The following is a 14,295-nucleotide window of genomic DNA, read 5'->3' as shown; positions in this document are numbered from 1 at the left end:
AATTATACTTTATTCAACAATAATCTTTTTGATTAAGCTATCGCCTTCTGCTTCAATTTTAACTAGATATAAACCACTTGCTAATTTTAAATCTACGTAGCTATTGTTAGTTATAGTTTGGTTTAACACAGCTCGACCTTCCGAAGAAAAAATAGCAATATTATAATTTTGTTGTTTTCCAGAAATAAATAATCTATCGGTTACTGGGTTTGGATACACCTTAATAGCTTCTGGGTTAAAATCTGTAACACTCAATGGTTGGCTCCAAGGATTTCCAACTTGATTTCCCCAAATATATTCGACCAAATCTGGATGGTCTATAAATGGGTTACGGTTAAATTGCCAAGTGTAAACCACATTGTTTCTATTCATTTCAAAATCGTCTGGAGGATCATTTCTATGCCAATCTAAAATGGTGGCTAAATCTCCCATTTGTCCAGTGGTGGTTGGAAAACCATTGACCACGCTTAGTCCATTATACCTAATTTGCATATACAAAACACTTCTAGCCACATCACCTTTAAAGCTACTTGTATTACCTGTAGGTCCATTGTACTGCCCATAATGCTGGTTTCCTCTAGAGCTATTTTCTGGTCCATCTGCAGCACGTAAAGCGTGTGCATCACTATTACCATGTCTTAAAGAATCTGCGGTAGTATTCCAAAAAACATCCTTACCATCTCTAATATCGTCTAAATCAATACTATTGTAGCCTGCTAACGATCTTGGAAATGTGTGTTCTCTATTCCATGTTCCAAAATTATTGGATGTAGTTTGAAAATCTAATTTTGCACGACCTTGCTCTGTGTAGACTAACCACACTTGATTACTATTAGCTGGGTTTTGATCTGCTTCTTCCAATATATCAATAACATCACTATAAGTTTGTGCTCTAACTACGCCTTCTTCAGCAATTATATCTTGTAAGGCTTGCTCTAAATTAGCACCAGACAATCCATCTAAACTATCATAATAACCTACTGGTTGCGTGCTTTGTACCGTCAATGGAGCAGGATTTAAGTTTGGGTATGGCTGACTAGTGGGTACACCAAAAGGTGCCATAGTAAAATCGTTATCTACTATTCTTACTTCAATATTATTATTTAATGCTAAATACTCTGTTGGCAAAGTTGATACTACTATTTCCATGACTTCATCGCCTTCATCAGTTGTATCATCTATTAAACTAATTGTAGTTGAGACAGAGTTTTGACCAGTTGGAATAGTGAGCGATGTATTTCCTGTATAATCTGAAGTATTAAATCCTCCATTATTTAAAGTAAAATTAAAATTTAAATCAGAATCTACATTTTGCTCTGTAGTAAAGTCAATATTAAAAGTATCTCCTTCATTATATTGCGTTTGAGCAACCGTTATTAATAGTCCGTTTAACACAATCCCACTTCCATCATTTAAAGCTCTAGGTGTTGGTGTTGTTGAGGTGTAAGTTACACTATTAGGATTGCCTAAACCGTCATCAAAACGTTGGATAGAATTGGTATTATTACTTGAACCTTCATTAATTTGCTCTGTAACTCCTAATAATGCCATTAAAACAGTATCGTCTGAATCACTTGTATCATAACATAATGCATCCACTAAATTGGTTTGAGTAGCCAGAGTCCCTTCAGGAAAATCAGTATCATCACCTAAATATAATGCAACAGCATCTGCACCATTTTGTATAGTATTAGCTGCTATAATTAGTTGTGGAAAAGGCGTAACTGTATTACTACCTATTAGCAACAGACCGTTTACATCTGTAGTATAACCATCTAAATCAACAGTAAAATAACTAGAATCACCACCAGACGTAGACCCATTAAAAAACACTAATACATAACCATCAAGTGGAAAATTTGGAGTATCAGATAATAATTCAACAAATTCCATATCATCAATTCCTGGTGTATCACAGTCTAATTCGTTAATTACAACTTGAGACATACTTAAAGTTGCAAATAATAAAAAGACTAGCACTAATAAATTTTTCATAACATTAATTTTTGCAAATATAGTACTTAATGTTGGTCTTTATTTTTGTCGAGTGATTAATTAACTTTTTAAATTAAAAAAATAGAACTATCAATTTTAGTACTTTTTTAAATCAAAACTCCCTTGACAAAAATAAAAATGCAAAAAAGGCCTCTACATTTACTTCAGTATGAAACCTTATTTTATAATTTATATTACATATTAAAACTTTAATCAAGAGGTAACAGTAAATATTAAAACATATTATATTTTTTGACTTATAAAAGTAAAGTCAATTGTATAGATTTCAGTGTTTTTATTTGGTGGTTAATATTGAAAAAATATATCTTCAAAAAACAATCCTGAAAAATGGATGTTTATTAACCCTTAAAACTTTAAAATTATGCTAACACTTGCCAAACTAATAGTCGATATTTTAACATCGATTATGCTTTAAACCAAAAATGTAAAACTTAGTCTAGAATAAGTTTTACTATTTTTAAAATTATAAGCAACTTTTGGCAGACACATAATAAAAGAATAATTTTGAGGAAATCATAAATAATGAAAAAGCAAGCATTTAAAGTATTAGCTAAACTTAATAAGATGCTACTTCCTAGCTATACAAAGCAAAAATTAGACTTAAGCAAAGCCACTAAATTACAGATGGCTATTTTTGGTTGGAAAGTTTATGTAACCAAAAATGCATTAGACTAATTTTAATTGTCTTAAAATTTTGATGTTTATATAAAAAAGAAATATATTTGCACCCACAAAAAAAGGCCTCGTGGCGCAACTGAATAGCGCACTTGATTACGGCTCAAGAGGTTACAGGTTTGAATCCTGTCGAGGTCACTTTATTAAAATCCAATTAACTGATATTTAGTTAATTGGATTTTTTGTTTTTAAATCGATCCTTTGATAGAAAGGAAATCCTTTTTAACAAAGCAAGCTAAATGTTAGCTTGCTTTTTTTAGTTGTATTAACTACATTTAGTACTATTATTAAATTATAGTATCATGAAAAAAAACATGGGAGCATTAGATAAAAGTCTAAGAGTATTAGCTGCTGCAGTTATTGCTTTATTATACTTTCTAGATGTCATAACAGGAACAACTGCTTACATATTAATGGCTGTAGCTATTATATTTTTGGTGACAAGTTTTATTAATTTTTGCCCTTTGTATAGCATTATTGGCATTAATACATGTAGAACAAAATAAAAAAAGAGCCTTTTTACAAAAGGCTCTTTTTTTAAACTATTTCTGCGCTTAATCCTGCATCAAGCAGCATGGTGCATCTTGGCTCAAGTTCTTCGTAAACACCTGTTTTAACTGTACATTTACCTTTATAATGTACTAAAATAGAACATTGCTCTGCTTGCTCTGGTGTATGATCACAAGCATAAATTAATGTATCTATAACATGGTCAAAGGTATTAACATCATCGTTATATAATACAATTTCGTTGTTTTTTTGTTCTAAAGTGTCAACGTCGTGTTGTTCTTGTATTTTTTCTCTAGTACTCATTGAGACTTTTTTTTTATAAATGTAAAAAAATATTAGAAAAAAAAGGCTTTTGTCGTCACAAAAGCCTTTAAAATTATAGTTGGTCTACAGTTAATACATGATTCTTAAAGCTCTAACATCATCAGCGCCAAATTCTCCATCTTCTCCACTACTAAAACATGCTAGCATAACAGAATTAGCAGGATCATTACCTCCTAAATCAATAGCACCAATAGACCCAGCACCTTCATTTACGTTTTGACCACAGCTAGCTCTGTTAAACCAATCTGTGTGTCTAAATCCAACAGAATGACCGATTTCATGAGTTATAACATGCTCTACAACATTAGTATTATAGCCATTCAGCCCATAAATTTGAACAAACTTGTTTGGATTACCATTACTTGGGAAACCAGCAGATCCACCTGCTCCAGATTGATTAGGATTGTGATATACTACCATGTCCTTAGACTGATAATTTGTTCCAAAAGATAGTTGAAACGATATAGAAACACCACTTAATGCATTGTAATTATTTACAGCCCATTGCAAAGCAGTTCTTTCTTTATTTGACAATCCAAAACCGCCTCCACCAGTATAACCAATAATAGATATCGTTTTACCTTGAGATACTAAATTATTTGTACGGTAGTTTCTACCATTATCGGAAACTTGGTTGAGTTCTAAAATGTCTTCTTCACTCATGTAAATATCTCCTTCCATTTCTACCATTTCTTTAGTTGTACCATCTGGCAAATAAAAGTCAACGATTTTTACATTGTCGGTATTAATCTGTGCGTTGGCTAATTTTTCTAAAACCTCAGCAGAGACCTCTCGTGTTTGGGAGACTTCTTCATCTATAATACTGTCTTGATCTTTTTGACAAGATTGTAACCCTAAAATAAAACATAGGCTAGCTAAAGCCATAAATTTAATTTTTTTCATTTTGATTTGAATTTTAAATTAATAAATGGTTTGCTTTACGTAAAATGTTTCACACAATCTTAAAAAAGTTAGTTTAAGGAATTTGCTATTAATCTTATGTGAGATAATTATCAAGTTAAAGGTAATTATTTACAAGAAATATTTATTGTGGTTTTAGCCACAAATGATACATTTTAGACACTTTTAATGTTAAAATTTTATGTGCTTTGTCGAAAATTAAAAAGTATGACTGTATTATTCGTTTTCAAACTTAAGGGCAACCCAATTATTTCTTTTTAAAGAATCCTTTAAAATAAGATTATTAGTTAAACACTCTTTTTCTATTAGAGGGATATCAGTATCATAAAAACCACTTAAAAATAAACTGCCCTTTGGATTTAGACATTTAGAGTAGATTTTAATATCATTAAGTAGAATATTACGGTTAATATTAGCAATAATAACATCATAATTTTTTCCTTCTAACAATGACGCATCACCTTCAAAAACCGAAACATGTTTACAATTATTACGTTCTACATTTTCTAGACTATTTAAATAACACCAGTTATCTATGTCTATTGCATCTATTGGTTTGGCACCTTTCATCTCAGCTAAAATTGCTAGTACTGCAGTACCGCAACCCATATCTAATACAGATTTGTCTTTAAAATCATTTTTAAGAATATGCTGAATCATCATATGTGTGGTTTCATGATGTCCTGTGCCAAAACTCATTTTTGGCTCAATGATTATTTCGTACTGCGTGTCGAATTGGTCATGAAATGGTGCTCTAACTGCACATACATTATCTACTACAATTGGATTAAAATTTTTCTCCCACTCTGCATTCCAATTGGTTTGTTCTATCTCTTCAAAAGTATAGGTGATTTTAAATTCGTCAGAATTTAAAATTTGAATATCTTTTAATATATCTTCTTGCCATTCTTCTTTTTGGATATAAGCTGTTACTCCACCTTCGGTTTCTACAAAACTTTCAAATCCTGCATAACCTAATTCTGCAATCAAAATTTCGGTTGCAGGTTGTAAGGGTTCTACTTTAAAATAATAGCCTATGTATATGTTGTCTGACATGTGTGATTATTGAATTATAAATTACGATTGACATTTTAATTGCCATTTATGTTTACCTTAACCATAGGCTAATGCGTTAGCGATAGTAACGACATCCTTTTTTGTGTGCGCTTATGCGCAAAAAAGATATAGTGGATAGCGCGACCTTTATCCTGATCTCAAATCAGGATAAAGGTAACGCCCAAATTATTGTTTTAAAATGCGTTGACTATGGCGTAAAAATCTTCTGCTTTTAGTGAAGCACCTCCAATTAATCCACCATCCACGTCTGGCTTTGAGAAAATTTCTTTAGCATTTGCTGGTTTTACGCTACCACCATAAAGAATAGTCATGTTATCTGCAACATCGTTTCCATACTGGTTTTGTAAAGTTTTTCTAATGAATTTATGCATGTCTTGCGCTTGTTCTGGGCTGGCAGTCTCACCTGTACCTATTGCCCAAACTGGCTCGTAGGCTAAAACAATATTTTTATATGCTGATGCGTCTAAATGAAACAGTGCATTTTTAATTTGTGCTTCTACAATTGTTTCTTCATTACCTGATTTACGGTCTGCTAATTCCTCACCAAAACAGAATATGACACGCATATCATTTGCTAGTGCTGCATCTACCTTTTTGGATAATGTAGCATCGTCTTCATTAAAATAGGCACGACGCTCTGAATGTCCTAAAATAACCGTTTGGATTCCTACACTTTTAAGCATTCCTGCACTGACCTCGCCTGTGTAAGCACCATCTTCTGCAAAATGCATATTTTGTGCTACTACTTCTATATCATGTTGTCTTAACGCTTCAAAAGCATGCCATAAATTGGTAAAAGATGGCGCAATCATTACTTCTGCTTCTGACGTTTTTGTTTGCTTTTTTAATCCTGTAATTAACGCTTGTGTTTGTGACAATCCGTTATTCATTTTCCAGTTTCCTGCTACTATATTTTTTCTCATGATATTGTATTTTATTCTAATTTCACTTTTGGATCTAACCACGTATAGATAATATCAACAAAAATATTAATTATAATGAAGAGTAACGCTATAATTAACACAGAACCCATAATTACAGGCAAATCTAAAGTGTTTAGTGCATTGACTATTTCTTTTCCTAATCCGTTCCAACCAAAAATATACTCTACAAATACTGCACCTGCTAACATACTAGCAAACCAACCAGAAATTGCTGTTACTACAGGATTTAGTGCATTTTTAATAGCGTGTTTTTTTATAATTTGAAACTCGGATAAGCCTTTTGCTCTTGCTGTTCTGATATAATCTTGATTAAAGACCTCTAATAGGGAGTTTCTCATTAGCTGAATAACAACTGCTAATGGTCTGATCCCTAAAACAATTGCTGGAAGAATAAGGTTTTTCCATTTGATGTGCATTTTTTCTCCAAAATCGTCTAATTCGTAAAGACTACCTGTCATTTCTAAATTGGTGTATTTATGTAATAGAAACCCAAATATCCAAGCAAATAAAATAGCACTAAAAAAGGAAGGGACACTCATACCCAATGTACTTAAAACCTGAATACTTTTATCTATAAATGTATCTTTTTTTAATGCTGAAATCACGCCTAACATCATGCCTAATAGCATTGCAATTATTATTGCTGTTACTGCTAACACAAAGGTGTTTGGTAAGGTTTCGCCTAAGACTTGACTGACTTTTTTGCCTTGTTTAGTAAAGGATTCGCGTAAATATGGAAACTTCAACACTGTGGTTGTGTTTCCTATTGAAAATAGTGATTTTGCAGTATATTTATTCTGACTTAAATATGTGTAATGTCCTTCTGTTTTAGAATGAAAGGATAGTGGAGACAAATCGTTTAAATAGTACAGATACTGTGTGGCTATTGGCTTATCAAAACCATACTTTTTTTTGACGATGGCTAACTGCTTACTATCTTCATTTTGACCTAACATCATTTGAGCTGGATCACCAGGAAGTACACTAAATAATAAAAATATAACTGTGACTACTCCAAATAAAGTGAGTAGTGCGTAACCGATTTTATTTAGTAAGTATCGTATCAGTTTTTTATGTGTTTACTCTTTAAATATTACTTCAACCTTAGGCAATTCTAACTCATCTACATCATTCCAGTGGACTTTTTGGATTATGGTTCCTTTTTCTAATTTTAAAATTCCTGGATTAGAACGTAAAATGGTTTTTAACGCAGTTTCATCACAAAAATAATAGTCAAAGCCTAATTTGTATTGCTCCTTAATTGCTGCAGATTCCTCTGGTCCTGATGCTGTTAAACCAATAACGTCATAACCATTAGCTAAAGCTTTGTCTGCTGTTGCTTTTACAGCTTTTAAACCTTCCGTTTCTGCTTTAGCGAGATTGTAATTAACAATTAATAAAACATGTGGTCTGGTTAAAATATCTTCAGTAAAATCTTCGCCATCTTTTTCAATAGAAAAATCATGAATTGGTGGCTCATACCCTTCAGATATGGTTTTGGTAGTTACATCAACATATTTACCAGGAGATTCTGGATAAGACCCATCTGTGATGTATTGTTTTTCTGTTCCGTTTTCGTTGAAGGTCCATGTATATTCAATAACAGGTTTTGGAGCATCATCTGGAATTATCATTTTATCTGTAATGTTATTCCCAACCTTAAATGGTCTAAAATCTATAGTTGGTAAATGCATTAATACATGATACGCAAATCCTAAACAAGCAATAAAACTTAATAGTGAAATGATAGTTGTTGCTAACTTTCCAAATAAAGGCTTGATATATTTAATTCCGAAGAAAATAACCAAAATCATAACCAGTAGGACAACGTCCTTACCAAAGCTTTCCCATGGATCCATCTTCATCGCATCACCAAAGCATCCACAATCTTTAACTTTATCATAATAAGCCGAATAAAAAGTTAGGAACGTAAAAAATACAATCATTAACAGTAAACTCCAAACCGTAAATTTAGGTTTATAACCTATAATTAGAAAGACACCTAACAACACTTCTAAAACGACTACTATTATTGAAATACCTAGAGCATAAGGAATTAAAAATGGTAAATCTAAAACGGTTGGACCAAAATATTCTTCTAATTTAAAAGCAAACCCAATTGGGTCATTTAGTTTTATAAATCCAGAAATGATAAAAAATATACCAACAAATATTCTTAAAAAACCTACTAAATATTTCATATTTATTCTTTTTCGTTTAAATGAACCATCGCAAAAATCGCATAATTAATCATGTCTTGATAATTAGCATCAATCCCTTCACTAACAATGGTTTTACCAGAGTTATCTTCGATTTGTTTAACACGTAGTAATTTTTGTAAAATTAAGTCGGTTAAACTACTAACACGCATATCTCGCCAAGCCTCACCATAATCATGGTTTTTATCTTGCATTAATTGTTTTGTCGCTTTGACCTCTTTATCATACAACTTGATAGCTTCTTCAACCTCTAAATCTGGTTGTTCTACAACGCCTTTTTTAAGCTGAATTAATGCCATAATACAATAGTTGATAATGCCAATAAATTCACTTTGTTCACCTTCATCTACTTTACGCACATCGTTTTGTTGTAAGCTTCTAATACGTTGTGCCTTTATAAAAATTTGATCGGTTAAAGATGGTAAACGTAAAATGCGCCAAGCGCTTCCATAATCAGTCATTTTATTAATAAAAAGATCGCGACAAGTTTTTATAACCGCATCGTATTGTTTTGAAGTATCTTGCATAAATGATATACTATGAATTGAAATTTGTGTAAATTTCGCATAAAATTATTTAAACTTCAAGGTTTAGGGTTTAAAGTTTTCATACGATTATCCCAACACCAATTACTAAGGTATAAATGACAATTAATTGTAAAGGTAAACTTATAGATTTAAGTACTCCAAAAGTGATGGGTATTTTAAACGTCACACCAGATTCGTTTTATGATGGAGGACGTTATAAAGACGAAACCTCAATTTTAAATCAAGTCGAATCGATGCTTCAAGAAGGTGCAACATTTATAGATGTTGGTGCTTACAGCTCTAGACCAAATGCACCTTTTGTGTCTGAAGACGAAGAATTACAACGTCTTTTACCAATTGTTGAATTATTAGTTGAAAAATTTCCAAAAATTATTTTATCCATTGATACCTTTAGAAGCTATATTGCCAAACAAAGTATTGAAGCTGGTGCTGCTTTAATTAACGATATTTCTGCTAGTTTACAAGACCAAAACATGCTGCAAACCATTGCTGAATTACAAGTCCCTTACATCATGATGCACATGCGTGGTACACCACAAACTATGCAAACACTTACTAATTATGATGATTTAATAAAAGATATTAATCTTTATTTTTCAGAGCGCATTGCAAAAGCACGCACTTTAGGAATTATCGATTTAATTCTAGATCCTGGTTTTGGCTTTGCAAAAACAACAGAACAAAATTTTGAATTACTCAACAACTTTGAGCTACTTAACATTGCAAATTTACCTTTACTTGCTGGTGTGTCCAGAAAATCTATGATTTACAAAACACTAAACACTACAGCTACTGAAGCCTTAAACGGAACCACTGCGTTACACATGGTTGCCTTACAAAAAGGTGCAAAAATATTACGTGTGCATGATGTTAAAGAAGCTCAAGAATGTATCACACTTTATAACCAATTACATGCGTAACAAACTATTATTTATTGGATTTATAGTATTGTTGTTTTCCTGCGGAAACGAAAAAATTGTACAACTACCAGAAATACAAAATGCAGAAATCACTAAGGTTTTAGACGTCTCTCCTGCTTATATTTTTTATGATGAAACCAAGCAAGATAGTGTCGAGTTAAACCGAAAAAATCTAATTATTTCTACCAATTGGTTAGTTAATGTCGATAAACGATTAACCTTGAAACAAGCCTTACCTTCTATTATTAAATTACAAGACAAAAAACGTAATGCCTCAATGCATAAAAATGAAAAAGCACGTAATTATTTTACTTGTAATGATACTAGCATTAAAAACTTAGGGTTTATTGATTTTACTGATGTAGAATATCATTTTACTTACAACGACAGTATAAATACTGAAATAATAACAGAAGATGACTCAAATGAAATAAATATAATAATTGAAGATCTTGACAATATTGATATTGACTCCATAATTATTAATGCTAAAACTAATATCCATCAATTAAATCATACTCTTGAATCAATTTTTAACTATGAATTATTTGAAGACAATAAACATAGCATTAACTATCATAATATTAATATAGGTATTAATAAAAATTTAAGTTTTCAAGATTACATAACTGTCAAATCAAAATTAGAAAATTTTAAAAATGATAAAAAGGTGATTAATAATCATGAATTCATTTATTAACCCAATTTTACTAAATTTACCAAAACCGCATTTACTTGGAGATATTTAACGACATTTTAAAATTTAGCTGGATTGACATTATAGATGTGGTCTTAGTAGCATTACTCCTCTATTATGCCTACAAACTAGTTAAAGGGACTGTTGCTATTAATATTTTTATTGGTATTGTAGTGATTTACTTTATCTATTTAACGGTTGAAGCTTTACAAATGGTATTACTCACCAAAATATTAGGTGGCTTTATTAGTGTTGGATTTATTGCTTTAATTATAGTGTTTCAGCAGGAAGTTAGAAAGTTTTTATTAATGATTGGCTCGACTAACTTTTCTACTAAACGTGGCTTTTTAAGACATTTAAAATTTTTAAAAACCGAAGGGATTTCAACGTCAATCACAGATATTGATGCTGTTATTGCTGCATGCAATAAAATGAGTAGCTCAAAAACTGGTGCTTTAATAGTTTTAGAACGTAACAATAACCTAGATTTTTTAGCTGGAACAGGTGACGAGATGAATATAAAAGTCACTCAACCTATTATAGAAAGTATCTTTTTTAAAAATAGTCCATTACACGATGGAGCCATTATTATCCAAGATAATATAGTAAAAGCAACGCGCGTGATTTTACCTGTTAATAACGAGAAGACCATTCCGCAACGCTTTGGATTGCGTCATCGTGCTGCAGTTGGTGTAACAGAACGTACAGATGCAATTGCTATTGCTGTAAGTGAAGAAACTGGACAAATTTCTTGTTTTAGAAATGGCGAATTCTTGCCATTTAAAGACACGACAGAATTAGCTGAGATTTTGAAGAAGGATTTGGATTAAATTTAAGCCACCTTTTCTGCTTGCAAAAACTGTACTTCGTACAAGTTTTTATAATACCCATTATCTTTTTTAAGCAACTCTTGATGTGTTCCTTGCTCTACAATTTGACCAGCATCCATCACAATGATATTATCTGCTTTTTGGATAGTCGCTAATCTGTGGGCAATTACAATAGATGTACGACCTTTTGTTATTTTCTCGGTAGCATTTTGTATTAACTGTTCAGAATAAGAATCTACAGAGGATGTAGCTTCATCTAACACCAAAATACTTGGATTAGTCACATAGGCACGTAAAAATGAAATGAGTTGACGTTGTCCAGAAGACAACATCACACCACGCTCTTTAACGTTATAATGGTAACCGTTTGGTAGACTCATAATAAAATCGTGGATTCCAATATCCTTTGCTGCTTTTACTACTTGTGCTTCGGTAATATTAGGATTATTTAAAGTAATATTGTTTAAAATGGTATCTGCAAACAAAAATACATCTTGTAACACCACAGCAATTTGCTGTCTTAATGAGACTAAAGTATAATCTTTGATGTTTGTATTGTCTATGTTGATGTCTCCAGAATTAATTTCGTAAAAACGATTTAATAAATTAATAACCGTACTTTTTCCTGCACCTGTCGCACCTACAATAGCAACTGTCTCTCCTGCTTTGACGTTAAAAGAAATTCCTTTTAACACTTCTTCATCTTTAACATAACTAAAATGCACGTTGTTAAAGTTAATATGACCTTCAAAATTATCTGCAATTAAACTACCTGAATTGTCAATATGTGAGGTGGTGTCTAAAATTTTAAAGACTCGGTTTGAGGCAATCATTCCCATTTGAAGGGTATTAAACTTATCTGCTATTTGACGTAATGGCCTAAACAACATAGGTATCATAGTAATAAACATAAACAATGCACCAGGTGTGACATTACTACCTTCAACCAAAATATTTAATCCACCATACCACACCACTAAACCTGTGGTTAAGGAGCCTAAAAATTCTGCTATCGGAAAGAAAATAGAGTTATACCAAACCGTTTTTAACCATGCTTTTTTATGACGATTATTTATTTCTTTAAAGTTTTTATATTCTGTGTCTTCTCGCGTAAATAATTGTAAAATTTTCATTCCAGTTACACGTTCTTGAACAAACGAGTTTAGATTAGACACTTCATTACGTACATCTTCAAACGCACGTTTCATGTAACGTTGGAAAATTTTTGTAGCAAATAATACTATTGGTAAGGTTACAAATACAATTAAGCTTAATTGCCAATTGTAATACAACATAGCTCCAGAAATAACTACCATGACTAGTAAATCTCTGATAATAGTAAATAAACCATCACCAAAAACAGACGATATACGCTCCATATCTGTTACTGCTCTTGTAATTAACACACCAACTGAAGAGGTGTTAAAATACTTCATTTTAAAGCTTAGAATATGGTCAAACAACTTCACACGAATATCTTTTACCATTTTTAACCCTAACCAAGACGAATAAAAAATAAAAAACCACTGAAACACCACTTGAGCTACCAACAAACCAATCATTAATACAATCAAATTAACAAAGCCTTTAAAGTCGTTTTTTACTAAATGCTCGTCAATAATTTCTCTAAGTAACACAGGAGTAGCAATACTTAAAGCTCCTAAAATTAATACTGAAATGATTAAGCTATAAAATACTATTCTGTATGGTTTAGTGTATTTAAACAAGCGTTTAAATAAGCCTAGATCAAATATGTTTTCTTTAGTTTTTGTCATGTTTACTTTTCGTGATTACGAAAATATATAAATTAGTCTTCTTTTAATATTATGTCCTCTGGATACGCTACTTCTGTTAAATATAAACCATGTGCTGGAACAGAAAAACCTGCTTCGCTCCTATTTTTTGAAGCTATTATAGTATGCATATCCTCAACTTGTAATTTACCTATTCCAACCTGAATTAACGTCCCTACAATTGCACGAACCATGTTACGTAAAAATCGGTCTGCTTTTATTGTAAAATGCAATTCGTCTTCAATGACTTGCCAATGGGCTTTCATTATTACACAATTATACGTCTTTACATCAGTATTTGTTTTTGAAAAGCATTGAAAATCTTTATACTTAAATAGAATTTCTGAGGCTTCCTGCATCTTTTTAACATCAAGAGTCTGCTTAACGTAATAAGCAGCATCTACATTAAAAGGATTTTTCTGCAATGCAATTCTGTATAAATAGGCTCTACTTGTAGCATCAAATCTGGCATGTGCGTCTTCTTTTACTTTAAAAATTGAACAAATAGCAACATCATTTGGTAAAAAAGAATTGAGTTTAAATTTAAGTGCTATAAAATCTAAAACCAAATCTGTATCAAAATGTGCAAACAATTGCTTGGCATGTACACCAGCATCTGTACGTCCTGCTCCCATTACAACAATAGTTTCACCCAAAATAGTTGACAATGCCTTCTCAACTACTTCTTGTACAGAAATAGCATTGGGTTGATTTTGCCAACCATGATAATTTGATCCATTGTATGAGAGTTCTATAAAATAGCGCAAGAAAGCTGTATTTTTACATTTAAAAAACAAAGATAATTTTATTCCTACTAAGGT

Annotated in this window: 15 protein-coding genes and 1 tRNA gene; 6 read left to right on the top strand and 10 right to left on the bottom strand. The window is 31.7% G+C overall.

The features are described from left to right. Nucleotides 1–9: 9 nt before the first annotated feature. Nucleotides 10–1,995, bottom strand: coding sequence for an endonuclease (locus Ollyesu_RS08725; RefSeq protein WP_279300837.1), 1,986 nt, complete (start codon nucleotides 1,993–1,995; stop codon nucleotides 10–12). A 543-nt stretch (nucleotides 1,996–2,538) separates the two neighbouring features. Here Ollyesu_RS08725 and Ollyesu_RS08720 point away from each other — a divergent pair. The 3 genes from Ollyesu_RS08720 (at nucleotide 2,539) to Ollyesu_RS08710 (ending at nucleotide 3,197) form a co-directional block, all read left to right on the top strand. Further along, nucleotides 2,539–2,691 (top strand): SsrA-binding protein, encoded by a 153-nt coding sequence (locus Ollyesu_RS08720; protein WP_279300836.1) that lies wholly within the window; start codon nucleotides 2,539–2,541, stop codon nucleotides 2,689–2,691. A 64-nt stretch (nucleotides 2,692–2,755) separates the two neighbouring features. Beyond that, nucleotides 2,756–2,829, top strand: a tRNA-Arg gene (locus Ollyesu_RS08715). A gap of 164 nt (nucleotides 2,830–2,993) precedes the next feature. Next, nucleotides 2,994–3,197 (top strand): DUF2892 domain-containing protein, encoded by a 204-nt coding sequence (locus Ollyesu_RS08710; RefSeq protein WP_279300835.1) that lies wholly within the window; start codon nucleotides 2,994–2,996, stop codon nucleotides 3,195–3,197. A gap of 31 nt (nucleotides 3,198–3,228) precedes the next feature. Here Ollyesu_RS08710 and Ollyesu_RS08705 read toward each other — a convergent pair whose 3' ends face one another. From Ollyesu_RS08705 to Ollyesu_RS08675, 7 genes are all read right to left on the bottom strand, one after another. Continuing rightward, complete coding sequence (locus tag Ollyesu_RS08705; RefSeq protein WP_279300834.1) at nucleotides 3,229–3,504, bottom strand: ATP-dependent Clp protease adaptor ClpS; 276 nt, start codon at nucleotides 3,502–3,504, stop codon at nucleotides 3,229–3,231. Between the two features lie 90 nt (nucleotides 3,505–3,594). Then, nucleotides 3,595–4,428: a M57 family metalloprotease gene (locus Ollyesu_RS08700; protein WP_279300833.1), complete on the bottom strand. Its 834-nt coding sequence runs from the start codon at nucleotides 4,426–4,428 to the stop codon at nucleotides 3,595–3,597. 234 nt (nucleotides 4,429–4,662) lie between these two features. Then, entirely contained in the window at nucleotides 4,663–5,502 is an 840-nt protein-coding gene (gene prmA, locus Ollyesu_RS08695) for a 50S ribosomal protein L11 methyltransferase (protein WP_279300832.1), read from the bottom strand. A 194-nt stretch (nucleotides 5,503–5,696) separates the two neighbouring features. Then, entirely contained in the window at nucleotides 5,697–6,446 is a 750-nt protein-coding gene (gene tpiA, locus Ollyesu_RS08690) for a triose-phosphate isomerase (protein WP_279300831.1), read from the bottom strand. A gap of 11 nt (nucleotides 6,447–6,457) precedes the next feature. After that, nucleotides 6,458–7,534, bottom strand: coding sequence for an ABC transporter permease (locus tag Ollyesu_RS08685; protein ID WP_279303069.1), 1,077 nt, complete (start codon nucleotides 7,532–7,534; stop codon nucleotides 6,458–6,460). 12 nt (nucleotides 7,535–7,546) lie between these two features. After that, nucleotides 7,547–8,668 carry a BT_3928 family protein gene (locus Ollyesu_RS08680; protein WP_279300830.1) on the bottom strand — a complete coding sequence of 374 codons (1,122 nt, stop codon included), beginning with the start codon at nucleotides 8,666–8,668 and terminating at the stop codon, nucleotides 7,547–7,549. Nucleotides 8,669–8,670: 2 nt separating this feature from the next. Continuing rightward, entirely contained in the window at nucleotides 8,671–9,213 is a 543-nt protein-coding gene (locus tag Ollyesu_RS08675) for a DUF1599 domain-containing protein (protein ID WP_279300829.1), read from the bottom strand. A gap of 116 nt (nucleotides 9,214–9,329) precedes the next feature. On the opposite strand from Ollyesu_RS08675, the gene folP reads away from it, so the two are divergent. From folP to Ollyesu_RS08660, 3 genes are read left to right on the top strand one after another with little or no spacing between them, the layout of a single operon-like run. Further along, nucleotides 9,330–10,154, top strand: coding sequence for a dihydropteroate synthase (folP, locus tag Ollyesu_RS08670; protein WP_279300828.1), 825 nt, complete (start codon nucleotides 9,330–9,332; stop codon nucleotides 10,152–10,154). Continuing rightward, a complete protein-coding gene (locus Ollyesu_RS08665) occupies nucleotides 10,147–10,854 on the top strand; it encodes a hypothetical protein (protein WP_279300827.1) in 708 nt (235 codons plus the stop codon). The genes folP and Ollyesu_RS08665 overlap by 8 nt, the downstream gene beginning before the upstream one ends. Nucleotides 10,855–10,889: 35 nt before the next feature. Continuing rightward, entirely contained in the window at nucleotides 10,890–11,681 is a 792-nt protein-coding gene (locus tag Ollyesu_RS08660) for a diadenylate cyclase (protein ID WP_279300826.1), read from the top strand. A 2-nt stretch (nucleotides 11,682–11,683) separates the two neighbouring features. On the opposite strand, the gene Ollyesu_RS08655 is transcribed toward Ollyesu_RS08660, so the two are convergent. Together Ollyesu_RS08655 and truA are read right to left on the bottom strand one after the other, a co-directional pair. Beyond that, nucleotides 11,684–13,456 carry an ABC transporter ATP-binding protein gene (locus Ollyesu_RS08655; protein WP_279300825.1) on the bottom strand — a complete coding sequence of 591 codons (1,773 nt, stop codon included), beginning with the start codon at nucleotides 13,454–13,456 and terminating at the stop codon, nucleotides 11,684–11,686. A 32-nt stretch (nucleotides 13,457–13,488) separates the two neighbouring features. Continuing rightward, entirely contained in the window at nucleotides 13,489–14,241 is a 753-nt protein-coding gene (gene truA / locus Ollyesu_RS08650) for a tRNA pseudouridine(38-40) synthase TruA (protein ID WP_279300824.1), read from the bottom strand. Between the last annotated feature and the right edge of the window lie 54 nt (nucleotides 14,242–14,295).

Source organism: Olleya sp. YS (assembly GCF_029760915.1).
GTDB lineage: Bacteria > Bacteroidota > Bacteroidia > Flavobacteriales > Flavobacteriaceae > Olleya.
Note: the sequence above shows the minus strand (reverse complement) of the source record. Positions and strands in the feature narration are given on the sequence as shown.